22 protein-coding genes are annotated in these 23880 nt (G+C 72.6%); 10 read left to right on the top strand and 12 right to left on the bottom strand.

Annotation, left to right across the window (positions count from 1 at the left end; genetic code table 11):
* Positions 1 to 15: 15 nt before the first annotated feature.
* From CcI49_RS36125 to CcI49_RS36115, 3 genes are read right to left on the bottom strand one after another with little or no spacing between them, the layout of a single operon-like run.
* The gene (locus CcI49_RS36125) at positions 16 to 732 is read right to left on the bottom strand and encodes a methyltransferase domain-containing protein (RefSeq protein ID WP_054569944.1); all 717 of its coding nucleotides are present in this window, start codon (positions 730 to 732) and stop codon (positions 16 to 18) included.
* Positions 729 to 1394, bottom strand: coding sequence for a DUF2064 domain-containing protein (locus CcI49_RS36120; protein WP_241840454.1), 666 nt, complete (start codon positions 1392 to 1394; stop codon positions 729 to 731). Before CcI49_RS36120 ends, CcI49_RS36125 begins: the two co-directional genes overlap by 4 nt.
* The gene (locus CcI49_RS36115; protein WP_076834036.1) at positions 1391 to 2089 is read right to left on the bottom strand and encodes a glycosyltransferase family 2 protein; all 699 of its coding nucleotides are present in this window, start codon (positions 2087 to 2089) and stop codon (positions 1391 to 1393) included. The genes CcI49_RS36120 and CcI49_RS36115 overlap by 4 nt, the downstream gene beginning before the upstream one ends.
* Positions 2090 to 2230: 141 nt before the next feature.
* Between CcI49_RS36115 and CcI49_RS36110 the strand changes: the two genes are divergently transcribed.
* Both CcI49_RS36110 and CcI49_RS36105 read left to right on the top strand, forming a co-directional pair.
* A complete protein-coding gene (locus CcI49_RS36110) occupies positions 2231 to 2995 on the top strand; it encodes a response regulator transcription factor (RefSeq protein ID WP_054569946.1) in 765 nt (254 codons plus the stop codon).
* Positions 2992 to 4161, top strand: a complete 1170-nt coding sequence (locus CcI49_RS36105; protein WP_076834034.1) for a HAMP domain-containing sensor histidine kinase — start codon at positions 2992 to 2994, stop codon at positions 4159 to 4161. The genes CcI49_RS36110 and CcI49_RS36105 overlap by 4 nt, the downstream gene beginning before the upstream one ends.
* 61 nt (positions 4162 to 4222) lie before the next feature.
* Here the strand turns inward: CcI49_RS36105 and CcI49_RS36100 are convergent, their stop codons facing one another.
* Positions 4223 to 4675 (bottom strand): hypothetical protein, encoded by a 453-nt coding sequence (locus tag CcI49_RS36100; RefSeq protein ID WP_076834066.1) that lies wholly within the window; start codon positions 4673 to 4675, stop codon positions 4223 to 4225.
* Positions 4672 to 5871, bottom strand: coding sequence for a molybdopterin-dependent oxidoreductase (locus tag CcI49_RS36095; protein WP_076834032.1), 1200 nt, complete (start codon positions 5869 to 5871; stop codon positions 4672 to 4674). The genes CcI49_RS36100 and CcI49_RS36095 overlap by 4 nt, the downstream gene beginning before the upstream one ends.
* Positions 5872 to 5986: 115 nt before the next feature.
* On the opposite strand from CcI49_RS36095, the gene CcI49_RS36090 reads away from it, so the two are divergent.
* Entirely contained in the window at positions 5987 to 7663 is a 1677-nt protein-coding gene (locus tag CcI49_RS36090; protein WP_076834030.1) for a glycosyltransferase 87 family protein, read from the top strand.
* Here CcI49_RS36090 and CcI49_RS36085 read toward each other — a convergent pair.
* The 3 genes from CcI49_RS36085 to CcI49_RS36075 form a co-directional block, all read right to left on the bottom strand.
* Complete coding sequence (locus CcI49_RS36085; RefSeq protein ID WP_076834028.1) at positions 7607 to 8419, bottom strand: S-methyl-5'-thioadenosine phosphorylase; 813 nt, start codon at positions 8417 to 8419, stop codon at positions 7607 to 7609. The two genes, CcI49_RS36090 and CcI49_RS36085, sit on opposite strands and share 57 nt — an antisense overlap.
* Before the next feature lie 193 nt (positions 8420 to 8612).
* Positions 8613 to 9296, bottom strand: coding sequence for a TrkA family potassium uptake protein (locus tag CcI49_RS36080; protein WP_054569951.1), 684 nt, complete (start codon positions 9294 to 9296; stop codon positions 8613 to 8615).
* Positions 9289 to 10635, bottom strand: a complete 1347-nt coding sequence (locus CcI49_RS36075; RefSeq protein ID WP_054570020.1) for a potassium transporter TrkG — start codon at positions 10633 to 10635, stop codon at positions 9289 to 9291. Before CcI49_RS36075 ends, CcI49_RS36080 begins: the two co-directional genes overlap by 8 nt.
* 325 nt (positions 10636 to 10960) lie before the next feature.
* On the opposite strand from CcI49_RS36075, the gene CcI49_RS36070 reads away from it, so the two are divergent.
* Complete coding sequence (locus CcI49_RS36070) at positions 10961 to 12205, top strand: cytochrome P450 (protein WP_076834025.1); 1245 nt, start codon at positions 10961 to 10963, stop codon at positions 12203 to 12205.
* A gap of 24 nt (positions 12206 to 12229) precedes the next feature.
* Here the strand turns inward: CcI49_RS36070 and CcI49_RS36065 are convergent, their stop codons facing one another.
* From CcI49_RS36065 to CcI49_RS36050, 4 genes are all read right to left on the bottom strand, one after another.
* Positions 12230 to 13435: an ABC transporter substrate-binding protein gene (locus tag CcI49_RS36065; RefSeq protein WP_347280169.1), complete on the bottom strand. Its 1206-nt coding sequence runs from the start codon at positions 13433 to 13435 to the stop codon at positions 12230 to 12232.
* Between the two features lie 191 nt (positions 13436 to 13626).
* The gene (locus CcI49_RS36060) at positions 13627 to 14196 is read right to left on the bottom strand and encodes an NAD(P)H-dependent oxidoreductase (RefSeq protein WP_054569954.1); all 570 of its coding nucleotides are present in this window, start codon (positions 14194 to 14196) and stop codon (positions 13627 to 13629) included.
* Positions 14193 to 15443: an LLM class flavin-dependent oxidoreductase gene (locus tag CcI49_RS36055; RefSeq protein WP_083749926.1), complete on the bottom strand. Its 1251-nt coding sequence runs from the start codon at positions 15441 to 15443 to the stop codon at positions 14193 to 14195. Before CcI49_RS36055 ends, CcI49_RS36060 begins: the two co-directional genes overlap by 4 nt.
* Positions 15444 to 15550: 107 nt before the next feature.
* Positions 15551 to 16699, bottom strand: a complete 1149-nt coding sequence (locus CcI49_RS36050) for a helix-turn-helix domain-containing protein (RefSeq protein ID WP_076834023.1) — start codon at positions 16697 to 16699, stop codon at positions 15551 to 15553.
* A 56-nt stretch (positions 16700 to 16755) separates the two neighbouring features.
* Between CcI49_RS36050 and CcI49_RS36045 the strand changes: the two genes are divergently transcribed.
* From CcI49_RS36045 to CcI49_RS36010, 6 genes are all read left to right on the top strand, one after another.
* Positions 16756 to 17628: an SDR family NAD(P)-dependent oxidoreductase gene (locus tag CcI49_RS36045; protein WP_235498319.1), complete on the top strand. Its 873-nt coding sequence runs from the start codon at positions 16756 to 16758 to the stop codon at positions 17626 to 17628.
* Between the two features lie 86 nt (positions 17629 to 17714).
* Positions 17715 to 18770 carry an alcohol dehydrogenase catalytic domain-containing protein gene (locus CcI49_RS36040; RefSeq protein WP_076834021.1) on the top strand — a complete coding sequence of 352 codons (1056 nt, stop codon included), beginning with the start codon at positions 17715 to 17717 and terminating at the stop codon, positions 18768 to 18770.
* Positions 18771 to 19511: 741 nt separating this feature from the next.
* On the top strand, positions 19512 to 19736 hold the full coding sequence (locus CcI49_RS36025) for a hypothetical protein (RefSeq protein ID WP_131831276.1): 225 nt from the start codon (positions 19512 to 19514) through the stop codon (positions 19734 to 19736).
* Positions 19733 to 21229, top strand: coding sequence for a PrsW family glutamic-type intramembrane protease (locus tag CcI49_RS36020; protein ID WP_054569958.1), 1497 nt, complete (start codon positions 19733 to 19735; stop codon positions 21227 to 21229). Before CcI49_RS36025 ends, CcI49_RS36020 begins: the two co-directional genes overlap by 4 nt.
* Complete coding sequence (locus CcI49_RS36015; protein WP_054569959.1) at positions 21226 to 21579, top strand: hypothetical protein; 354 nt, start codon at positions 21226 to 21228, stop codon at positions 21577 to 21579. The genes CcI49_RS36020 and CcI49_RS36015 overlap by 4 nt, the downstream gene beginning before the upstream one ends.
* A complete protein-coding gene (locus CcI49_RS36010; protein WP_076834019.1) occupies positions 21557 to 23749 on the top strand; it encodes a hypothetical protein in 2193 nt (730 codons plus the stop codon). The genes CcI49_RS36015 and CcI49_RS36010 overlap by 23 nt, the downstream gene beginning before the upstream one ends.
* The last annotated feature ends 131 nt before the right edge of the window (positions 23750 to 23880 follow it).

Below are 23880 nucleotides of genomic sequence, written 5' to 3'. Positions count from 1 at the left end.
AGGTGCCGCGGCACCTCACGGCTCCTTACAGGACGAGGAAAGACGAGTCGAGGAGAGGAGACGGGCGAAGTGCCGGCCAGCACTCTGCCAGGTCTCCGCCACCTCGAACCCGCTGACGGCGGCGAGGCCGGCGATCCCGTCGACTCCGACGCCGGCCCAGCGCAGCGGGGCGCTCACCAGGCCCGCCACCGCGAGGCGTGTCCAGTAGGAGCCGGTCGGCGCTCCGGGCGGGTCGAGTTCGACCAGCACGGTTCCGTCCGGGGCGAGCAGCAGGGCGATCCGGCGCAGCAGCCGGCCGGGATCGCCGCCGATCCCGATGTTGCCGTCGACGAGCAGCGTCTCGCGCCACCGCCCGGCACCCGGCAGCGGGCCGAAGACGTCGCGGCACAGAGCCGAGGCACCCGACTGCCGCGCCAGCACGACGGCGAAGGGGGCGATGTCGATGCCGAGGACGGTTATCCCGCGGGCGGCGAGGGCGGCCGCGAGGCGTCCGGGACCGCAGCCCACGTCGAGGGCCGGGCCGCGGCAGCGGGAGAGGAGAGACTCGTCGGCGTCCGAGGCCGGGCCCAGCCACCGGTCGACGCGAAGAGCCCGCCACTGCCCGTTCCGCCTTGCCAGCAGCGGGCTGCCCGGCGTGCGCAGCGCGGCGTCGTAGACGGCGCGCGGCGACGGGACGCCCACCGCCGCGGCCCGGGCGGCCCCGGTGCCCGGGCTGTCGGTGTCAGGCCTCATCGCGGCTGCGTCAGACGCGTCTCGCCCACGCCCCGGAAGGAGCGGGCCAGGGCGGCAAACCTTCCGCCCGGTGCCTGGTCCGCGACCGGCTCGACGTCGGCGGCCGTGTCGACGTCCCGCAGTATGGGCAGGTCCGCCACCCTCAGATCGGCCGCCTCGAGCCGGGCGTGCTGCACGGCGCCGGTGTCGGGGCGTGAGGTCTCGACCCCGCGAACCAGGGCGCCGTCGGCCGAGCGCAGGCCGAGCGCCCACCAGCCGCCGTCGAGCGCCGCGCCGAGAACCGCGTCCGTCCGTCGCAGCGCCCGGCAGGCCTCGACCAGGGTGTGGACGCCTACCTGGGGGGTGTCCATCCCGATCAGCAGGGCCGGTTCGCCGCGGACGGCGTCGAAGGCGGCGGCGAGCCGCTCGTCGAACGGCCCGCTCGCCTGGGCGACGACCGGCACACCCGCAGGCAGCCAGGTACCGGGTGCTCCGTCGAGCACCACCAGGGGCCGCACGGGCCAGGCGAGGTCGCGGCTCGCGCAGGCGGACACGACGGTGTCCAGGGTGTCGGCAAGCGCGGCCGCCGCCAATGCCGATGCCTGTTCGGGCCGGTACGGCGGCGTCAGCCGGGTCTTCACCCGGCCCGGCCGCGGCTGCTTGGCGATGACGATCAGTCTCACGGCATGCTCCGCAGCACGGCCGACATGTCCCGCACCGCGCGGGCGGTGCCCAGGGCGGTCCCGGTGACCTTCGACCGGCCCCGGCGGGGCAGGTAGGCGACGTCGACCTCCTCGATGCGCCAGTCGGCCGCCGCGGCGCGGGCGAGCAGTTCCAGTGGATAGCCGAAGCGGCGGTCGACCACGCCCAGCGCCAGCAGTGCCTCCCGGCGGGCGGCGCGCATCGGGCCGATGTCGCGGACCGGTACTCCGCCGCGCCGGCGGAGCTGGTGGGCGACGATCGCGTTGCCGGTTCGTGCGTGCAGCGGCCATACCTCGCGCCGCACCGCCCGGCGCCGGCCGACGACGAGATCCGCCTCGCCGGCGGCGACCGGCGCGACCAGCCGCGGTAGTTCTGTCGGGTCGAGCGAGGCGTCCGCGTCGCAGACGCAGACGACGGGGGCGCGGGCGGCGAGCAGGCCGGCGTGCACGGCCGCCCCGTAGCCCCGCACCGGCACGTCCACGACCTGCGCGCCCAACGCCCGCGCCAGCTCGGCGGAGCCGTCGGTGGAGCCGTTGTCCGCGACGATCGCCCGGTAGCCGACCGGGATCCGCTCCAGCACCCAGGGCAGGGCGGCGGCCTCGTCCAGGCATGGCAGCACGACGTCCACCGGGTGGACGGCGCCGGAAATCGTCGGCGACTGACGTTCAGTGACCATGCTCGGCAGGCTAGTAACGGAACGCGACGCTGATTCTTACAGAACGCAGAAGGCGCCGACGGCGACGCCTGGTTGTTACGAAGCACGGAAGACGCTCCGTCGGCACGCGGCAGAAGCCACCCGGCCGTCTACTGTTGGCCGATGGCCCGGGTGCTGCTCGTCGATGATGACCCGACCGTGGCGGACGTCGTCGACCGCTACCTCTCCCACGCCGGTTTCCAGGTGGACAGGGCCGGTGACGGCAACGCGGCGTTGGCGCTCGCCGCCGAGCGCCGTCCCGATCTCGTCGTCCTGGACCTGATGCTGCCTGGCGTGGGCGGGCTGCAGGTGTGCCGCCAGTTGCGGGAACGAAGCTCCGTGCCGATCGTGATGCTGACGGCCCTCGGTGAGGAGTCCGACCGGGTCACCGGGCTGGAGACGGGTGCCGACGACTACATCACCAAGCCCTTCTCCCCTCGTGAGCTGGTCCTGCGGGTCCAGTCGGTGCTGCGCCGGACGCTGGCGCCACCGCCGGCCGGCCGCGGCGTGCTGAGAGCCGGCTCCCTGGTCGTCGACGTCGCCGCCCGGGTGGCGACCCGCGACGGCGGGTCCCTCGCGCTGACCGTGCGCGAGTTCGACCTGCTCGCGTTCCTGATGGCGCATCCGGGTGAGGCGTTCTCCCGCGTGACGCTGCTGGAGCGGGTGTGGGGCTGGACCTACGGCGACGCCTCGACCGTGACCGTCCACATCCGCCGGCTGCGCGAGAAGGTCGAGGCCGACCCGACGAGCCCGGCGCTGCTGCTGACGGTCTGGGGCATCGGGTACCGGTTCGACGCCGGCGTCGAGACCGGGGCCGGTTTCGGGGCCGAGACCGGGGCTGGAGCCCGGGCTGGTCTCGGTCTCGGCACGGGCGTGGCCCCGTCATGACGGACCTGCTGCACATCGTCGGGATCGCGCTGGCCTGCTCGCTGATCGCCCCGCTGCTCGTCGCTCCGTTGCTGCGCTGGCTGCGGCGCGCCTCGATCCGCGTCTGGGGCGCGGTGCTCGTCCTCGCCGGGGTCGTCGCCATGGCGGCCGGCGTCGCCGGAACGGCCCAGGCGATGTTCCTGTCCGACCACGACCTCGATGTGGTTCTCGTCGTGCTGGCGGTGTCCGCCGTGGCCGCGACCGTGACGACGCTCTGGCTCGGCCGCCCGCTCGCCCGGGCGTCCATCATGGTCACCCAGGCGGCCGGGCACCTGGGCGAACCCACCTACGATCCGGTCCGCCGGCCGCCGCCGACAGCCGAGCTGGCGGCGATCACCCGGGCTCTCGACGAGTCGCACCGGCGGCTGGTGGCCGCCCGGGAACGGGAGCGGGCGCTGGAAGCGAGCCGCCGGGAACTGGTCTCCTGGGTCAGCCACGACCTGCGGACGCCGATCGCCGGCATCCGTGCGACCGCCGAGGCTCTCGACGACGGGGTGGTCACCGACGCCGCCACCGTCGCCCGCTACCACCGGGCCATGGTGCGCAGCTCGGAACGGCTGTCCAGCCTCGTCGACGACCTGTTCGAGCTGTCGAGGCTGCATGCCGGCTCGTTGGAGCTCACGTTGGAGACGGTGGCGCTGCGCGACGTCGTGTCGGACGCGGTGGCCGCGGCGGACCCGCTCGCCCGGGCGAAGGGCGTGCTCCTGCGCGGCGAGGCCGACGACACCGCGAAGGTCGACGTCGACGTCGCCGAGGTCGGCCGGGTGCTGGGCAACCTGCTGGCCAACGCGATCCGGCACACCCCCAGCGACGGAACGGTCGCGGTGACGGCGAACGTGTCGGCGGCACATGCCGTGGTGTCCGTCGCGGACACCTGCGGCGGTATTCCCGAGGCGGACATCGACCGGATCTTCGAGACCGGTTTCCGCGGCGAGCCCGCGCGCACACCCAGCACAGCTGGCTCGGGCGACGACAGCCCGCCCGCGGCCACCGCCCCCGAGGGAAGCCAGTCGGGACTCGGCCTGGCGATCGTGCGCGGCATCGTCGAGGCCCACGGTGGCGGTGTGACGGTCCACAACGTCGACGGTGGCTGCCGGTTCGTCGTCGAGCTCCCGCTCGCCGCCTGAGATCCGCACCGCGCGCCGGACGGCGACCACCAGCCGCCTCCCACCGACCGCCCGCTACCCGCTACCCGTCAACCTCCCGCTGCCTGCGCGGGGTGCGACGTCGCGCTGCCCGGGTGGCCATGATGACGACGGCGCCGGCCCACACCGCCCCGAGCACGAGGGCGAGGTTGCGCCGGTAGGGCAGCGGATTCGTGGTCGGGTTCCCGGGCGTGCCCCCGTAGCCGAGCCACAGCGGCAGGCACATCAGCGCCACCGAGGCCGAGATGATCAGAGCACCCTGCACCACGGCCCGGTACGGCGCCGGGACGAACCGGCTGAGGGCGAACCCGACAAGCGCGGTCGCCGGCACCAGCACGAGATCGTGCACGATGACCCCACCCGCCAGCCACGACAGCGAGTTCGGCGGGTTGGTCGGTCGCGGATGGGTGAACAGGCCGGCGAGCCCGTAGCCGAGCGCCGCGAGGCCGGCGGCGACGAGCACGGCCCGCACGACCCGCGGATGGTTGCCGGTCACACCATCACCACCCGGTGCACCCACTTGGTCTGCAGGACACCCGGCCGGTTCGGCGCGATCAGCCGGGCCGGGTAGCCGTGCTCGATGTCGAGGAGAGCCCCGTCCAGCCGGGTCGCGAGCAGGGTCAGCGGATCGCGGGCGTGCGGCGGGGCGACCTCGCTTGTGCGGTAACCGCCACGGGCCTCCAGCGACTCCGCCCGGACGGTCGCCTCGGCCGGGWTGCCGGCCCGGTCCAACAGATCGCGCAGCCGCACCCCGGTCCAGGTGGCGTCGGCCGACCAGCCCTCGACACAGGTGATCGGCAGCCGGGACGTCGCGCGGCCCAGGTCGTGCAGCTCGGTCAGGGTCAGGGTGAACGGGCGCGGGCCGACGACCTCGAGTCGGTAGCCGGCGTCCCGGGCCACCCGCAGGACCCCGGCCGCGGCGGCGGTGCGGTTCACCGGCAGTCCCTGCGGCCCGAGGTTCGGCTGGCGCGGCGTGAGCAGCGCGGTGTCGGCGAGTCCGGGCACGAACTGGCCCGCCGTCGACACCGTGATCACACCGGCGGCGGTGCCGACCGCGATGCCGAAGCCGCGCCGGGACAGTCCGCCGCCCGGCGGCTCGGGCACGCTGACCCGCTCGGTCAGCTGCGACCGGTCGGCCCTGCGACGTCCCACGTTCGCCCGGACGACGGCCAGCTTGGCGGCCACGTGCACCACCAGCGCGCCGATGGTGACCCAGGCGACCCAGTAGTGGGTGACCGTGAAGAAGAACCGGAACCGGTACCACTGGGCGATGTTGGCGATCCCGGTCGCGAGCTGGAACAGCGCCCCGGCGATCAGCGGGAGGATCGAGATCCGCTCCAGTGCGTGCCCGACCGTCCGCACCGGCGGCCACTCCCACAGCCGGGGGTAGACCGTCCACAGCTTCGCCAGCAGCAGCGGCACGCAGGCGAGCCCGGTCGCCACGTGAACGCCCTGGGTGAGCCGGTAGAACCACACCGGCCTGGACGGCCAGGCCCACCAGCCCGGCGGATGCTGCATGAAATGCGACACGAGTCCGGTCAGGAACGCCGTGGCGAAGGCGGCTCCCAGCCAGAGCCCCAGCAGCGACGCGACCCGTGGGTCGTGCAGGCGGCTGGAGAAGGCGTCAGCACGCAGCGGACCGCGCCGCAGCCGACCGGGTGGCGGCGCGACGATGCGGTCGAGCAGTTTCATGCCCGCAACGTAGGCAGCGCGGGGCCCGTGATGGCCGGCCCGGCGCATTACGGTCCGCGGAAGCGTCCGCCTGGCAGGGTGCCATTCCCGGCGGGCGCCGTCAGGCTGTCGCGTCATGGTGATCCGTCCGCCTTCCGGGGCGCCCACGCCGACGAGCCCCGCCCGACCGGCCGCCGATCGGCGGACCGCGTCGGGAGCCAGCGGTCGTCGACGGGCTCTCGCCGCCGCCGCCGGGGCCCTCGCCGGGGTCCTCGGTCTGGAGTTCGCGGTCATCGCGCAGCCGGGCCCGCTGCCCGGCCCGCCGGCGGTGCTCTACCTGGTGCTCGGCTGGTGGGCGGTGGCCGCGCTCGGGACGTGGCTGTTGATCCGCGCGGGCTCGCGGCGGGCCACGGTCTGGCTGCTGCTGACGGGAGCCGTCGCGGTGCACGTGCTCGCGATCGGCACGGGCCCCCGGATGAGCGACGACCTCTACCGCTACCTCTGGGATGGCCGCGTCCAGGCAGCCGGCATCGACCCGTACCGCTACCCGACCAGCTCCCCCGAGCTGGCACAGCTGCGCGACGGCTGGCTCTGGCCGGACGACGCCGGCTGCGCCGCACGTGACCGCGGCCCGGGCTGCACGAGGATCAACTATTCGCAGGCGCACACGATCTACCCGCCCGTCGCGCAGGCGTACTTCACCGCCGTGCACTTCCTGCCGGGGCCGCCGCGGGAGAACAAGGTCCAGCTCTACGCGGCGCTGACCTCGTTGGCGCTGACCGGCCTGCTGGCCTCGGTCCTCGCCGCGCGCGGGCAGCCGATCGGGTACGCCGCCGCCTACGCGTGGGCGCCCGCCGCCGGCCTCGACGCGGGCATGGACGCCCATGTCGACGTGCTGGCGGCGCTGTTCACCGTCGGGGCCTGCGCGTTGCTGACCCGACGTGAGCCCGCGCCAGGCCGCGACGAACCCGGACCCGACCGGCGCGGCCGGGGGTGCCGGTCGGGTCGGTGGGGCCGGTGGGACTGGTCGGGCCGGGGCGGCCGGCCAGCCGGGCCGGGCGGGCTGCGGTCGCGCCCGTCCACCAGGGTCGCGGTCGCGGCCGGTGCCCTGCTCGGGGCCGCCGTCGCGGTGAAGCTCTATCCGGCGTTGCTGCTGGTCGCCGCCGCCCGCCGCCGGGTCCTGGCGGTCGTGGGCACCGCCGCGGCCGTCGTCGCGCTGTCGTACCTGCCGCACGTGGCCGCCGTCGGCCCGGACGTGGTCGGCTTCCTGCCGAAGTATCTCTCCGTCGAGGGCTACCAGGACGGCCACCGGTTCCTGCTGCTCGGGCTGCTGGGCTTTTCCGGGACGTCCGCCAAGCTCGCCGCAGGTGTCGTCCTGGCCGGGGTCGCGGTGGCGGTCTGGCGCGCCGATCCGGCCAGGATCAGCACGGAGCTCGGCGCGCTCCGGCTGCTGGGGGCGGCATTCCTGCTCGCCACTCCGGCCCAGCCCTGGTACGGGATACCGCTGGTGGCGCTCGCCGTGCTCGCTCGGCGCCCCGAGTGGCTGGCCGTCGCCGCGGCGCCCTACGTCCTGTACATGGCGCTGTTCACCGAGCATCTCGCGTTCGATGATCGGATCACCCGCCCCGGCGGTTACGCCGTCGGTGCCGTCATCGTCATCGTCGCCGCCGTGGTCCGGGTCGCGGTTGGTTCCGGGAACGCGGCCAGGAGCAGCTCCGCCTGGGCCACGGAGGACCAGAGCGGGCAGGGGCGCGGATCAGGGAAGGTCGAAGGGGAGCGTCATCCCGTCCAGCGCGGCCGGGCAGGGGCATGACCGTGCGGACGGCACCGGCAGGGTCGGAACGACCCGGCACACCAGGTCACGCAGCGATTCGATGTTGCGCGCGAACACCTCGAAGACCTCGGCCTGGCTGACGGCCGAGGCCGCGTCCACGCCTGCGTCATAGTCCGTCACCAGCGCAAGCGCCGTGTAGCAGATCGCGAGCTCCCGGGCCAGGACAGCCTCCGGATGACCGGTCATGTTGACCAGCGACCAGCCCTGCCCGGCGAACCAGCGGGATTCGGCCCGGGTGGAGAAGCGCGGCCCCTGCACCACGACCATCGTCGCGCCGTCGACCGGTGCCTGGCCGGCCTCGGCCCCGGCCTTCAGCACCGCCGCACGCCCGGCCGGGCAGTACGGGTCGGCGAACTGAACATGCGCCGCACCGGAGTCGTAGTAGGTCTGCGCACGCCCCGACGTCCGGTCCACCAGCTGGTCCGGCACGACGACCGCGCCGGGCCCGAGCTCGGGGCGCAGGCTCCCCACCGCGACCGGGGCGATCACCTGCCGGACTCCGAGGCTGCGCAGCGCCCACATGTTCGCCCGGTAGTTGACCTCGTGCGCCGGCAGGCGATGACCCCGGCCGTGCCGGGGCAGGAACGCCACGGCCCGACCACCGATCTCACCGACCGCGACCGCGTCGCTGGGATCTCCGTACGGTGTGGTCACGGCGACGTCCGTCATCCCGTCGAGCAGCGAGTAGAAGCCGCTCCCGCCGATCACACCGATCTCCGCCCCGGTCACGCCCATCTCCCGTCGTCCGCAGACCGCGATCCGCAAACCGCGATCCGCAATCGGAACACCCGCTCCGGGCGGAAGCTACCGACGGAACGCGGCTCTCTCCCACGCGACGGGCCATCCGTCCCCGGTTCGTAATCGACGCCCGGACGCGGAGCCGGTAGCCGGAGCCGGAATCAGCGGCCGGATACCGTCACGTTCGGATTCACGGAGGGTTCGCGGTGCCGACCGCGGTCGCGAACTCCTCGACCCGGTCGGTGCCGCCGGCGATCATGATCAGGTCGCCGGGCCCGAGGACGGTGCCGGCCTCGGCGTGGGTGAACTGGCCGCCGGGATGCTTCACACCGACGATGGTGATCCCGAACCGGCTGCGCAGGGCGGTCTTCTCCAGCGCGCGGCCGCAGATCTCGCGGGGGGCGCGCAGCTTCGCGATCGCGTAGTTGTCGTCGAACTCCAGGAAGTCGATGAGCCGGCCGGTCATCAGGTGGGCGACCCGCTCACCGGCGTCGCGTTCGGGGTAGACGACATGGTTGGCGCCGATGCGCTCCAGGATGCGGCCGTGCTCGCGGGTGATCGCCTTCGACCACACCTCGGGGACGGCCAGGTCGAGCAGCACGCCGGTGGCGAGCACGCTGGCCTCGATCTCGGTGCCGATCGCGACGACGGCCCGGCGGAACTCGTGCGCGCCGAGCTGGCGCATCACCACCTCGCTGGTGGCATCCGCCTCGATCACATGGGTGATCTGGCCGGACCACTGCTGGACCAGGTCGTGGTTGCGGTCGACGGCGACCACCCGGTGGCCGAGCTCCTGGAGGGTCTGGGCCAGCGTCCCGCCGAACCTGCCGAGACCGATGACGAGGACGGCGTCCTCGCGGTTCCTGCTAGCCAACGATCGGCCTCTCCTCCGGTAGGCGGTACAGCTTGCGCCGTTCGCGCAGCGCCAGGGCGGAGGCCACGGCGATCGGCCCGGTCCGTCCGACGAACATCAGCACGATGAGTACACACTGCCCGAACGCGGGGAGCTCACCGGTGATCCCCGTCGACAGGCCGACCGCGCCGAAGGCGGACATGACCTCGAACAGGACCACGTCGAGGGTGTGCTCGGTCGCCAGGAGCAGGCACAGCGTGGCGGTGACGACCAGCGCGACGCCGAGCAGTGCGACCGCGAGTGCCTGGCGCAGCGCGGCCGAGGGGATCTGGCGGCCGAACGCGTCCGCCGTCTCGTCGCCGCGGGCCTCGGCCAGGATCGCGAACAGGAGAATCATGAAGGTTGTGATCTTGATGCCACCGGCGGTGCTCGCGCTGCCACCGCCGATGAACATCAGCACGTCGGTGATGAGCAGCGTGGCCGGATCCGCCTGGGCGTAGTCGATCGAGTTGAAGCCGGCGGTGCGGGCGGTGACGCTGGCGAAGAACGCCGTGAGCAGTCGGCCACCGACACCGTGCTCGCCGAGCGTCGCGCTGTTGCGCCATTCCACCGCCGCGATGGCSGCCAGTCCGACGACGGTCAGCATCGCGTAGCCGAGCAGCGTCACCCGGGTGTGCAGCGACCAGGCCCGCGGTCTGCGCAGCTCGTGCCGCAGCTCGAACAGCACCGGAAAGCCCAGCCCGCCCAGAATCGCTCCGCCGGCGATCGCCAGGATGATGACGGGGTCGCTCGCGAAGCCCATCAGGTTGTCGGAGTACAGCGAGAAACCGGCGTTGTTGAACGCGGTGACCGCGTGGAACACGCTCTCGTAGGCGGCCCGGGCCGGGGACCGGTCGTAGCTCAGCCACAGCCGTGGGAACAGCACCGCGGCGACCACGGCCTCGACCGTGAACGTCACCAGTGCCACCGCGCGCACCAGCCGGCGCACGTCACCGAGACCGAACGACCCGGTCTCGACCGCCGCCAGCAGCCGGATGCGCACGCCCAGCCGGCGCGACACGAGCAGCCCCAGCAGCGACGCCGAGGTCATGAACCCAAGCCCGCCCATCTGGACGGATCCCATCACCACCAGCTCGCCGAACGTCGACCAGTGGGTGCCGGTGTCGACGACCGAGAGCGCCCCGCTCGCGGCCCCGGTCGCCGTGAACAGCGCCGTCAGCACGGACGTCGTCCGGCCGGGTTCGGTGGCGGCCGGGACGAGCAGGAGCATCGTGGTCACCGCCACCGTGACGGAGAACCCCAGCACCACGAGCCGGACCGGATGGGCCGCGAGCGCCACCCAGGGGCCGCGCCTCCTCATCCGCCGGGCAAAGCGACCACTCTCCGGGCGCAGGATGCTCGAGAACCCGTCGTCACCAGCCGGCACGGCTCGCCGCAGCGCCACCACACCTCCCTGTGCCCGGATCTCTCGACGGCCATCATCCCGGCCCGGCCACCGCGGCCAGAGCTGGGCACGTGCCATGGATCTCGATCGGGCGATTCGACTTCGCCGCGTCAGGGCCGGTGCCTGCATGGTTCGCGTGCGCGGCCGGGCCGGGCGGGCTTTCCTGGATCGTGCCGCGGCGCCGGCCGGTCGCCGTGGGCGCTGCGGTTCTGCTGTGACGTCGTCCGGGAGGAGAAGGTCTGTGACCACGGTGGGCGTCGCGGGGACATCCGAGGAGGGCACCGCGGCGATCATGGAAGCGGTGACGGCGACACGGCTTCCCGACCCGTATCCGCGGTACCGGCAGATCCGGGAGCGCGGGGCCTTCATCACCGGGGAGATCGGTGGCCGCAGTGCCACGCTGGTGACCCGGCTCGCGGAGGCGTCCGCCGTGCTCAGCCATTCCGCCGCCGGGCACGGCTTCAGTGACGGCATCAACTACCGGGCCGGGATGCGCGACGGTCTGGGGTCGCTGCTGCGGGCCGACCCGCCCGATCACACCCGGCTGCGGCGGCTGGTGGGCCGGGCGTTCACCCCCGCGGTCATCGAGTCGCTGGCCGCGGAGGTCACCTCGCTGGCGAACGAGCTGCTCGACGAGGCGCTCGAGCGGGCCGAGATCGACGCGGTCACGGCGTTCGCCCGGCCGCTGCCGTTGCGGACGATCTGCCGGCTGCTCGGGGTGCCGGCGGCGGACGAGGAGGAGTTCGGTGGGTGGGCCGACGCGCTGACCCGCGGGCTGGACCCCTACTACCTCCTGACCGAGGAGGAACAGGCCACCTGCCATCGGGCGGGGAAGGCGTTCGACGCCTACTTCGTCGATCTGATCGCCCGCCGCCGCGCGGCGCCCCAGGATGATCTGCTCAGCCGGCTCGTCGCCCTGCACGACGACGGCGACGTGCTCTCCGAGCGGGAGCTGCTGGAGCTGTGCGCCCTGCTGCTGGTGGCGGGCTATGAGACGACCGCGAACCTCATCGCCAGCGGAGTTCTCGCCCTGGTGCGCAATCCCGACCAGCTCGCGGCTCTGCGTGCCGATCCCGGCCTGGTCGGTTCCGCGGTGGAGGAGATGATCCGGTACGAGGCGCCGGTGCAGTTCGTCGCGCGGACGTTCCTCACCGACGCCGAGATCGCCGGGCGGTCGTTCGCCCGTGGTGACGGCGCGATCCTGATGCTCGGCGCCGCCAACCGGGACCCGGAGGCCTTCGAAGATCCGGACCGGTTCCTCGCGGCGCGCTACACGGGGTCGGCCCGGACCCGGCGCCATCTCGGGCTCGGCGTGGGCATCCACTACTGTCTCGGCGCGCCGCTCGCCCGGATGGAGGCGGAGATCGCCTTCCGGGTGCTGCTGAGCCGCACCCGGTCGTTCGTGCTGGCCGCGGAGACTCTCGCCTACCGGCCCCAGATCGTCGTCCGCGGGCTGAGCGAGCTTCCGCTGCGTCTTTCGGCCTGAGCCGGCCACGGCCACCGGACCGGCTCAGGTGCCGGAGCCGTCCGCGCAGAGGCTTTCCCGGACCACCTGGAACGCGGTGCCGGCCGGGTTGATCTGGACGAAGGCATTGCAGGTGGTGGGTTTTCCGACGTTGTCGCGGAAACTGACCGGAGCGATGAGCCCACCCGCGTCGTAGCGGGTGACGTCACGTAGTGCGTCGATGAAGCCTTCGCGGGTGGGGCAGGGACCGGCGAGTTCCAGGCCGCGCAGGAACATGTCCGTGTAGAGGTAGGCGAACATCGCGAACTGCTGTTCCGGTTGACCCGCCGCGGGAGCGAAGGTGTTCATGGCCCGGCGATAGCGGTCCATGGCCGGGCCGCCGGCTTCGAAGGGGCGGAAGTACACGGGGAACGACACCCCGGCGAGGCGCGGTCCCATGGCAGTCAGCAGACGCTGGTCGTATCCGCTCAACGCGACGCTCGCGGTGATGTCGAGGTGGGCGGCCTGCACGGCCTGCATGATGGCGGCGAGGTCGTCCGGCGTCGAAAGCGCGAGAATCGCGTCGGCGTCCATGCCCGCGATCTGCTGCGCCGCCCAGGCGGCGCTCTCGGTGGCCGCGTTGAAGGGAACGGACCCGGCGACCGTGAGCCCGATCGATCGCATGGCGTTCACGTACTGGCCGGCGTTGTCCAGGGTGGCCTGTCCCGTGCCGGTGGTGAAGATCGCGACTCTGGTGCCGCCGACGGCCTGGATGTAACGGCTGACGGTCTGGGGGGAGGCTCCGTAGCTGTCGGAGAACATGTTCGGGTGTTCGGCCCAACCGGACTCGACTGCCAGCCCGATCACGGGCACCTGTTGCTTGTCCAGCTGGTCCATCGCGTCGTTGAGGGCGACCGTGACCGTGATGAGACCGAAGACGGCCTCATCCTGAACGAGAGCCTGGGTGACGCTGACACCCTGCGAGAGCGAGCCCCCGTCGTCGGCTAACTCGTAGGTGACCCGCCGGCCGTGGACGCCGCCCTCGTCGTTGGCCAGGCCGATCCGCGCGTCCACGCCGAAGCGAGCGGAGGCCAGCGCGTCGGCGCCGATACCCGAGTCGGACACGACGAAGCCGAGGTTCACCTGGTTCGCGGTGACCCCGGGGCTGTGACAGTCCGCCGACGCCTCGGACCTGGAATCCGCTGCCGAGCAGCCAGCCACACCGGCCACACCGACCGCCACAACCGCGGTGATGGCGGCCAACCGCCTCACCGAACCACCTGCACGCATGGCGCCCCCACGAACCGGCAGGCTGGGCGAACGGCCACCAGCGGGCAAAGCAGGCCGCTCCGACTCCTACCAAAATGGATAAAATATCTCACTTGGACCCGATGGGGAATATAACGTGCTCGGCGGTAGCACGGATAGCCCCTCCGGCCATCGGGTCGGCACGGTCGGCGGCTCTACCGGGGCCAGACCCGGGCGAAGGTGAGGAGCTGGTCGACCATCAGGTCCAGCCGCTCCCCCAGCGACGGCTCGCCGGGCGGGCCTGGGGCGTCGAGCTCCACCGGCACGGCCGAGTTGACCGTGAGACCCAGCGGGGTCGGCCAGCCCCGCAGCGCGTGGACGATCGAGCGCAGCGAGGTCAGGGTCGTCCCGCCGGCCTGTGCGCCGTGGGCGCACACGATGAGGCCGACGGCCCGGCCGTCCAGGTAGGAGCGGGTGTCGCCGCGCAGGTCCTCCAGGTAGTCCAGGGCGTTCTTGACCAGGCCGGACACCCCGCCGTGGTAGCCCGGCGAGGCCACCACGACGGCGTCGCACGCGGCGACCGCGGCGATCAGCCGCTGGGCCGCGGGTGCCCGCTCCGGCCGCTCCGGCGCGTAGATCGGCAGGTCGAGGTCGGCGGAGGCGAAAAGGGTCGTCTCCGCCCCGGCCGCAGCAGCCCGGTCGAGCGCGGCGGCGACCAGGCGTTCGGTCGTGGAGCCCGCCCGGCCGGTGCCACCGATGCCGACCACGCGCAACGGCCGGCTCACGGGCGCGGTTCCTGGGAGGTCTGGGAAGTCTGGGAAGTCTGGGAAGTCTGGGAGGTCTGGGAGGCGGCGTGGTCCTCGATGGCCTTGCCGATCGCGGTCGCGGTCTGGTCCTTCCAGGTCTGGGAGAGGCTGACCTGCCAGTCCTGGGAGCCGAGCGGCCCGGCGGACGCACCGGTGAAGTGCGGGACGACCTCGCGGGCGAACAGCTCGTAGCTGCGCCTGGTCGCCTCCTGGTCGGCGAGGTCGGCGGCCAGGATCAGGTAGGTGCCGAACCCGCCGGACTGCTGCCACAGCCGCTCGATCTGTTCGATCGCCATCTCCGGGGTGCCGCAGATGAACGAGCCGGTCTCGTTGCCCCGCCTGATCCGGTCGGCCAGCGGGGTGTTCGGGTCACCGGGGATCGGCAGCACCTTCGACTGGTAGGTCTGCACGTCGACGAGGCCGTACTCGACGTCCTTCGCGGCCTGTTCCACGGTCTCGGCGAGGTGCATCTGACCCATCAGCCGCCAGGATCGCCGGTCGACGGTCTGCCCGTGCTTCTCGGCGACCTCGTTCGCCACCGACCAGTGCGAGCCGAGCACGTCGAAGCCGCCGGCCTGGCTGGCGGCGATCGACAGCATGCCGGCGCCGAACCGCCCGGCGGTGCGCGGGCCCGCCGGGGAGAAGGTGGCCGCCACGGCGATCTCGGGCCGGGGCCGGGTGTAGGGCGCGAGCTGCAGCACCGCGTCCTGCAGGGTGAACCAGTCCGTCTTGCGGGTGACCGGTTCCCGGCCGTCGAACAGCGCGGTGATCGCCTCGAGCGACTCCTCCATCATGGCCCGCTGGCGGTTGGTGTCGATGCCGAGCATGTGCGCGTCGGAGGCGAGCTGCCCGGGGCCGACGCCGAACATGATCCGCCCGCGGGTCAGGTGGTCGAGCAGCACGATCCGGTCGGCCACGTTCAGCGGGTGGTGGTACGGAAGCGAGACCACGCCGGTACCGAGCCGCAGGTGGCGGGTGCGGGCGGCGGCGTGGGCGATGAACACCTCCGGCGAGGCGATGATCTCCCAGCCGCCGGAGTGGTGCTCGCCGATCCAGGCCTCGTCGAAACCGAGCCGGTCCAGGTGCTCGAGCAGCGAGACGTCCTGCTCGAGCAGGAGGGTGGGGTTGCGCCCGGCGCGGTGGAACGGCGCCATGAAGACACCGAACTTCAACGGCCACCGCTCGCCCGCGGCCACCTTGGAGGAGATCTCCCGAGCTAACGACATGTGGTCCTCCTGTGCTCGCTTCGACTGGCCGGCAGGCTCTCAGTTCGCAGGAAGTGAATCAAGAGTCGCATTATGCGAACGCTGGGCGGCGGCGCCGCCGGGACGCCTCACCCGTCCCGGCGGCGGCCGTGCGTGGCAGCGGTGACGGCGTCCGCCGCGGCTCTCACCTGTTCACCGAGCTCGATGACCCTGGCGCCGGACAGACGTCCGGTCGTCCCGTTCCCCCGCCCCTCCCTGCCGTCCCGACCTTCCCGGCCGGACCGCCCGATGATCAGGCACAGCACGACGGCGACCGACCCGCCCGCGTCGAAGACCGGGGCGTTGATGGACGTCGGCCGGTACTGCGCGTCCGGGTCGACGGTCGCGGGCAGCGTGTCGGCAAGGTCGAAGGCGCGCCCGACATCCGCCATCAGCCGCCGCAGCGCGGCGGTATGGCTGGGCGTGTGCGTGGTAGCCGGCGCGGTCGCAGTCGCCGACGTGGTCGCAGTCGCCGACGTGGTCGCAGTCGCCGACGTGGTCGCAGTCGCCGACGTGGTCGCAGTCGCCGACGCCGCGGCCGCCCCGGTGCGCGCGGCAGCGCCCGCCCGCTCCTCCCCGTCCAGGTCGGCGACCAGGGAACTGAGCCGTTCGTAGAGGTGGTCCTCGATCTCGACCGCCCAGCCGCGGGAGCGGATGCCGGCGAGCCCCGGTGCCAGCCGGGCCAGCGCGTCGGCGGGCCGGTCGGGCCCCAACCGGGCGAGCCACGCCTCGGCGGCCGCGTCGTCCGCCCATGCCACGCACACCGCGCCGAGCGGTGGACGCGGCTGGATCCGGTCACCGAGACGCAGCCAGTAGGCACCGTGCCGGACTCCGCCGGGCGCGGTGTCGCCGACGGGGGCATAGGGCAGGCCGATCTCGCCGACGAGCAGGTCGTCGTCCTCGCCGGGGATGCCGCCGGCCACCAGGGCGACGCAGGGAATGCCGGTCGCGGCGGCGAGGTCGCGGACAAAGGGGCGCGCGGCGTCGATCGCGGTGCCGCCCTGCGCGGCGGCCCGCCCGGCGGCGATCAGTGCCGGGCCGAGGCGGTAGGTGCGCAGCTCCGGGTGCCGCAACAACCAGCCACGCCGAGCCAGAGCGACGATCATGGGATGGACGGTGGCCTTGCTGACACCGGCCGCCCTGGCGATCTCGGCGAGGGTGAAACCGTCGGTGGGCCGGCTGGCCAGCAGGTCGAACAGGTCGAGAAGCCGCTCGGTCTGCGGCGATGGTCGGCTCATGGTGCCCGCGAATGTAACTCGTCGGGCGGCCAGGGCCGACCGGAAGCGTTCGCATAATGCGACTCTTGATTCGGCGTCTGCGTACCGTCAGGCTGTCCGACGTGGTGAACCGGATTGCGGGAAAAGTTGCCATCGTCACAGGAGCGGCGAGCGGGATCGGGCGCGCGGTGACCCGGCGGTTCGTCGCCGAGGGTGCGCGGGTGGTCGGCGGAGACGTCAACGAGGAGGGGCTGGCGGCGCTGGCCGCCGAGCTGGGCGAGTCCTTCGCCGGCGCCCGCTGCGACGTCACCGTCGAGGCCGACGTCGCAGCGCTGGTGGAGCTGGCCACCAGCCGCTTCGGCGGGCTCGACATCGCCGTCGCCAACGCCGGCGGCGGAACCAACGCGGAGATCGTCGACCACGACTTCGCGGAATGGCGCCGGGTCGTCGACCTGTGCCTGCACGGGGTCTTCCTCACCGTGAAGCACGCCGGGGCGGCGATGCGCGCGGCCGGAGCCGGCGGCAGCGGCGACAGCGGCTCCGGCGGCGGCTCGATCGTGACGATCGCCAGCCTCAACGCCGTGCAGCCCGGCCGCGGCATGGGGGCGTACTGCGCGGCCAAGGCCGGGGTCGTGGCGCTGACCGAGGTGGCGGCGATGGAGCTCGGCCCGGCCGGGGTACGCGTCAACTCCGTCGCCCCGGGCCTGGTGCGTACCTCGGCCACCGGCCCGATGTGGAGCCTGCCCGGGCTCGTCGACGAGTACATCGACAACACCCCGCTCGGCCGGTTCGCCGAACCCGACGAGGTGGCGAGCGTCGTGCTGTTCCTCGCCTCCGACGAGGCGGGCTTCGTCTCCGCGAGCCTCTACGGCGTGGACGGCGGCGCCCGGACCAGGCGCTACCCGGACGTGATCGGCACCGCCACCCGGCTGCTCGGCTCGGGAGCCTGACCAACACCGCAAAGCCTGCCCAACACCGCAGAGCCCGACCAGCACCGGAAAGCCGGACCAACCCCTGGAAGGACGTGCCACCCGCGATGCGAGCTGCCCGCCTGCACGGCCCCCGCGACCTGCGGGTCGACGACGTCCCAGCCCCGTCCGCCGGCCCCGGTGAGGTGCTGCTGCGGCCCCTGTTCACCGGGCTGTGCGGCTCCGACCTGCACATGTGGCACGGCGGCACCGGGATGTCCGCCGGCCCGCTGACACTCGGCCACGAGTTCTCCGCCGAGGTCGTCGAGGTCGGCCCGGACGTCGACGACCCCCGGGCCGCCGCCGGGCAGCTGCGCCCCGGGGCGCTGGTGTCCGTCGAGCCGATGTGGACGTGCGGCCACTGCGGCCCGTGCCGCGCCGGCTCGTACAACCTGTGCCGCAACATGGTCTGGCACGGGCTGTCCGACCGGGCCGGCGCGCTCGCCGAGCTGACCGTCGTGCGGCCCGGCATGGTGCACATGCTGCCCGAGGGCCTGGACGCCGTCCAGGGTGCGCTCATCGAGCCGCTCGCGGTGGCGCACCACGCGGTCAGCCGGTGCGGCGACATCGCCGGCGGCAGCGCCCTGGTGCTCGGTGCCGGGCCGGTGGGTATCGCCGCCGCGCTCGACCTGGTCGCCCGGGGTGTCGAGCGGCTGATCGTGTCGGAGCCGTCGAAAGTCCGCCGCGCCGCGGTCACCACCGTGCTGGCCGCCGTCGGCGCGGGCACCGCCAGCGTCGTCGACCCGGCCGAGACCGATCCGGCGGAGCTGGCCAAGGAACTGACCAAGGGCGAGGGCGTCGACTGTGTGGTGGACGCGGCCGGCGTCGAGCCAGCGTTCCAGGCCGGCCTGTCAGCACTTCGCCCCGGCGGAACCCTCGTGACCGTGGCCACCTACCTGAAGCCGGTAAGTCTCCACCCGCTGCTGACGATGCTCAGCGAGCTCGACGTACGGGCCTCCCTCGGCTACCGCGGCGACTTCCCACCGGTCGTCGACCTGATGGCCGCCGGCGCCTTCCCCGTCGACGGCTGGGTGCGTCAGGTGCCCCTGCCCGACGTCGCCGGAGCATTCGAACTGCTGGACGCCGGCGCCGACATCAAACTGCTCGTCGACGTCAGCGCATAACGCGCCCACCGCACGCCGGCCCCCCGGCCGCCTCGACACCGCGGACTCCGCGGACGCCGCGGACTCCGCGGACTCCGCGGACGCCGCGGACGCCCTCCGCGCGGGCATGCCGAACGCAATGATCGACGCCAGCGCTGTTGTCCCGCGTCAAGTTCTTGGAAACTGTTCGTCGGGGTGTAGGCGATCTCGACGTTGTTCGCCGCGGCCCAGTCCCCGACCCGGCTGTCGACGCGGGTCGTCAGGTGCGGCGCGTAGATGTCGCAGATGATCGCGATCCGGACGTCGGGCGGGTAGAGGCTGCGCAGCTAGCGGACGCCCCCACCGCAGCCGCGGCCTTCAACCACCACGGCCCGACCATCCCGTCGCGGATCTGGCCAAGGAACGGAGCAACGCAAGCCCGCCCTCGGCGGCCTGACCAACGAATACGAACGAGCCACCTAAAACCCCAGCTCAACACCGGTGGACGAGTTCTGACACCCCACAGGACCGGAACTGGGTGGGGAATTCGGTGAGCCGCTCCTGGAAAAATGTCCCACATTCGGCCGGAGTGTGTCACAGTACTGCCGGTGAGGGTTTAGGGTGCGTGCGTGCCCGGCCTCGATACGTCCTCCGACGTGGCGGGGGCTTCCCCCCTTTCTCCGAGTGGTGAGGGTGATAGACCAAAACGAGGCCGTTGACGTCGCTGACCCTTCGTTACCCGTGCAGCTTCGGCTTCTGTTCGGCGGCGGGGTGGCTGGGGCGTTGCTGTTCGTCGTGGCGCTCGTCGTCATCCTGACGGGCGCGACCTCTCCCCAGACCCCCGAACTGACCATTCCGACGGCTCCGGCTGTGCCAACCCTGCCGGGATTCACCGGCCTGTTCCCCACGGGCTTCCCTGAATTCCCGACGGACTTCCCGACGGACTTTGAACTGCCGACGCTGCCAACGCTGCCAACGCAGCCGGCGCTGCCGGGAGGTGCCGGATGACCGCGGGCGACGCCGGGGCGGTGGCACCGGCGGTGGGCGAGGCGGACGACGTCTACGCCCGCGCGGGCGCGCGGGCGCTGCTGGTCTGCAGGGCGGCGACTGGTCTGTACCTTCTCGAGGTACTGCTGAACCTGACGAGGCCGCGGCTCGGGCCGAACGAGGCGTCGCTGACGATCCTCGAAAAGCTGCCGGACGACTCCAGCTCATTCGGGCGGCTGCTCTCGATGCCCCGAGCCGTCTTCTGGCTGGTGCTCGTCGGGATCGTCGTCGGGGTGGTGCTCCAGGCGGTCGCCCTGTTCCGGCCGAGGACGGGCCGGGACGCGACGGAGCTGCTGTGGCTGACCGTGGCGGCGCTGGTCGGGCCGTTCGCGCTGATCCCGCTGACGGTCTACTTCACCTATCCGCTGGTGACACTGGCCTGCATTCCCAGCACTGCCCTCGTGCTCTGGCTGCTGCACAACAACTGCCAGCGTTTCGCCCGGCTGCCGGCGCGGGTGCTGCTCGCCGCCTTCGGCTGGGGCGCGCTGGTCGCGGCGGGATTCGTCCGGGCCTGCACCGGCCTGCTGTTCGGGCTTGTGTACGCGCACCAGGCGAAGGGCACCGAGGACGACCTCCAGGGGTTGCTCCGGTCCCAGATGCGCACGCTCGACTTCGTCACACTGCACTTCGGCGTGCTCTACCAACTCACCGCCGCCGCCGGCGTGCTGGTGCTGCTGATTCTGCTGCGCGGCCGGATCGTTGACCTGACGACAGGCCTCGTCCTCGGTGCGGCCGTCGGCCTGGGGATCGCGTTCAGCGACAGCGTCCTGTTCATCAAGCTGTTCGGGTCGCTGGGTTTCATCAACGGCTCGACCCCGGGATTCCAGTACTGGATCCACCAGTCGATCGGCCTGCTCGGCGGGCCGGTCACGTTCGGCGCGCTCGCCGGGGCGGCCCTCGGGGTCGCCTTCCAGCTGCGCGACCGGCGCCAGCAACTCCAGGTGGCCGGCACCGGGCTGCTGGCGGCGGTCGGTGGCTACGTGGGCACGGAGAACCTGGCGGCCCTGTTCTCGAAGCTGGCGCACCGGGACCTGGCGAACGGCACGGTCTTCGACACACTGATCGTCTCCCCGGGGCTGTGGCTGGTCACGCAGACACCGTTCATAGCCCTCGCCGCGGTGTTGCTGGTGATAGCCCGGCGGACCCGGGCCGCCGCCGGGGCCAGGGCCATGGAGGATGCGCGTGCGAGCGGGATCGTCGGCGACATCGAGGCGAAGATTCTGCTCGACCCCGGCCGGCGGCTATGGACGTTGGTCACCACGTGGCGAACCCGGGGCCGGCCGGCTGCGGTGGCGCTGGGCCGCCTGCAGGCGGCCCAGCTCGAGCTTGTTGGCAGCCGATGGCGGCCTCCCGGCGTGGAGCCGGGCCAGCGCGAGGCAGAACGCCTGAACGAGACGAAGGTGCCGCGCCTACGGCAGGCACTGGCCGACGCACTCGATCCTGGAGCGTCATGAGAACCGCGTTCCGACTGGCCGCGGCCGTCCTGGTGGCGTCGTTCCTGCTAGTCGCGGCGCCCCCCCGGCCGGCGGCGGCCTGCGATGTCAGCTACGGCTACCGGCCGACGCTGGACTTCGACGACCTGGCGAACCGACGAACGTGTTCGACTGCGTCGTCGGTGACCGCCAGCGTTGTCGTCGACCTGCTGGCGCTGGCCGCCCTCGCCTCGGCCAGCGTGCTCGTCTACCGTCGGGCCCGGGCCGGCGCCGGGCCCGACGCGGACGCCACCCTGGCCGCCTACCTTGTTCAGGCGCGAACCGAGCCTGACCGGGCCGAGGCTGTCGATGATCAGGGCACGCCGGCCTGACGGCGCGCGGTGGCGCGCGGCGGCGGCCCTGCTGGCGACTCTCGCCGTCCTGCTGGTCGGACTGGCGCCGCCGAGTTCGGCGACCAAGCCCCCGGGCGCGGCCGTCGGCACCCGGTTGGATACTTACTACGACGAGCCGATCTTCCGCCAGGCGTTGTTCCTGCGTCTGGCGGCCAACAGGGCCCAGACGTCGTTCCAGGCGCTCAGCGCCATCAAGAACGTCGCCGTCGAGATCTGGGATCCGCGTACGGTCGACGAAGGCTTTCTGAAGGGCATCTTCGGGCAGACCGTCGGCACAAAGATTGACAACAGCATCGGGGCGGCGCTGCGGGTCGACACGATGGATCTCGCCACGGCCCGGAAGTACATCGGCGACGCGCTTTACCGCGAGCTCGCGAAGGCCGGCTACTCCCGGGTGTATGTCGCCAGCGCGCTCAGCCGGACGAACGTCGACGAGCGATCGAGCACCCATTCGGAGGAGGCTCTCCAGCAGATCCGCGTGCGCATGGCGGGCGTGACCAAAAAGGCCGTGGCCGTGCTCCACGGGGGGTCGGAACGCCAGCAGTGCCCGCGGTGCGCGCCGATCTACCCGTCGAGCGTGCCGACGTCATACCTGGAGCCCTACGGTCTGACGATCGAGGAGACGGCCCAGCGGCAGGCCAAGCTCGCCAAAGTCGACCACGCGTCGGGCAGCGAGGAGACCAAGAAGGCGMAGAAGGCGGCGATCAACGCCGAGTACGACGCCATCGACGAGGCCCGCGCGGCGCAGGCGAGGGGGAACCTGCAGGTGCACCTGGACACCGCCCGGGACAACTACGAGCGTGACGTGCGCGCCGGCGGCGTGGCCGCCCAGGAGATCTTCCACACGACCCTTTCCGGCGACTGCCCGGGCAAGCCCCAAGGGCTCGGCCCGCTCGTCGTGCGCGCCGTCCTCGCGGCCGGATGCGGCGGGCAGGGCACGAAGTCGACCGGGCTGGCGGACGCGCTGGCCGGCGCGGACCTCGACCCGGGTGGCGTCGACTTCACCACTCTCGAACTGCGCTATCTCAGCGACTCCGGCAGCGGCCTCGAGTACGCGTTCAACGCCCGCCGGGACCCGCTGGCGGGCGACCCCCGGGCAAGCACCGGGCTCACGGTCGCCCAGGAGACCTCGGATGCGTTCTTTGTCTGGCTCGCGCTCGACCCATCGACGTTCTGGGTGAACCTCAGCCCGAACGAACCGGACCGTATCGTCGACGCCGAACTCGGCCGCACCGACGTCGGTCGGATCCTGCTCGAGGCGGACCTACGGATGAAGCAGACGAGCGCCGAACTGATCCACCCGGACACGGCGCTCGGCCAGGAGTACTGGGCCCGCTCCCAGGGTGGCTGCCTGACCGAACGGAACTGGATCGTCCCCGCGCCGGCGAGCGTCCGCGAGGACGGCGACAGCCTCTACATCCTCGACGCCCCGCTCGACGTCCAGACCGAGGCCACGCACACGCTGCCCGGTGGTACCGGGACGGCCGGGTCCTGCCCCGGGCAGGATCCGGCCGTCACCGCGGCCGAGGAGGAGCTCTACCGGACCCTCGTCCTGCCGAAGCTGAAGGAACAGATCAATACCGCGCCCGAGTACGCCGACCTGCGCCCCGTCTACCTGGCCCGGATCGCCGCCGAGTGGTACCGGGCACGCACCCTGCGTCATCACGCCACCTACGCGGACGTGATCGACAGCGGCGACGTCGACCGGTGGACGACTGAGTCCGGTTGGAAGCCGAGGGACACCTTCGACGCCTACGTCCGCTCCTACCGCGAGGGCGAGTTCGACCTCACCCGGCAGGTCGAGAGCGGCGGCGTCGTCACGACGTACAGGTATTTCTACGGCGGCGTCGACTTCTCCCACGTGCCGATGCGCGCTGTCGACGCGGCGGAGTCGGACCGGGTCGCCCCCGGCCTGCCCGAGGCCGCGCAGGCGTCGGTGACGCAGGCGGCGCCGGGCCAGGGCGACGAGATCTGGCTCGGCGGCGCGGTGCGGGGCAAGGGCCGGGGCGCGCTGGAGCGGGTCGGCGACGCGCTCAGCGGTCTCGCCTACAGCAGCGCCGGCCTGGCCCTCCTCGTCGTCGCCGGCCTGGTGCTGCTGTCGTTCGGCTTCTGGGGCCCACGGCTGGCGAGACGTCGCCGACCCCGCTGACCGGCCGGCAGTCCTGACCGCACCGTTGCATTGTGCGGAGGCAGGGCATGCCAGCGGGATGGCACCGCGGTTCCCGATACCCGTCACTCGGCCCGTGGAAGCCTGCACCCCCGTGTGCACGCCGCAGCGCG

This window comes from Frankia sp. CcI49 (genome assembly GCF_001983215.1).
Taxonomy (GTDB): Bacteria; Actinomycetota; Actinomycetes; order Frankiales; family Frankiaceae; genus Parafrankia; species Parafrankia irregularis.
The sequence above is the reverse complement of the archived record's forward strand: the minus strand, read 5'-3'. Positions and strand labels throughout refer to the sequence as shown.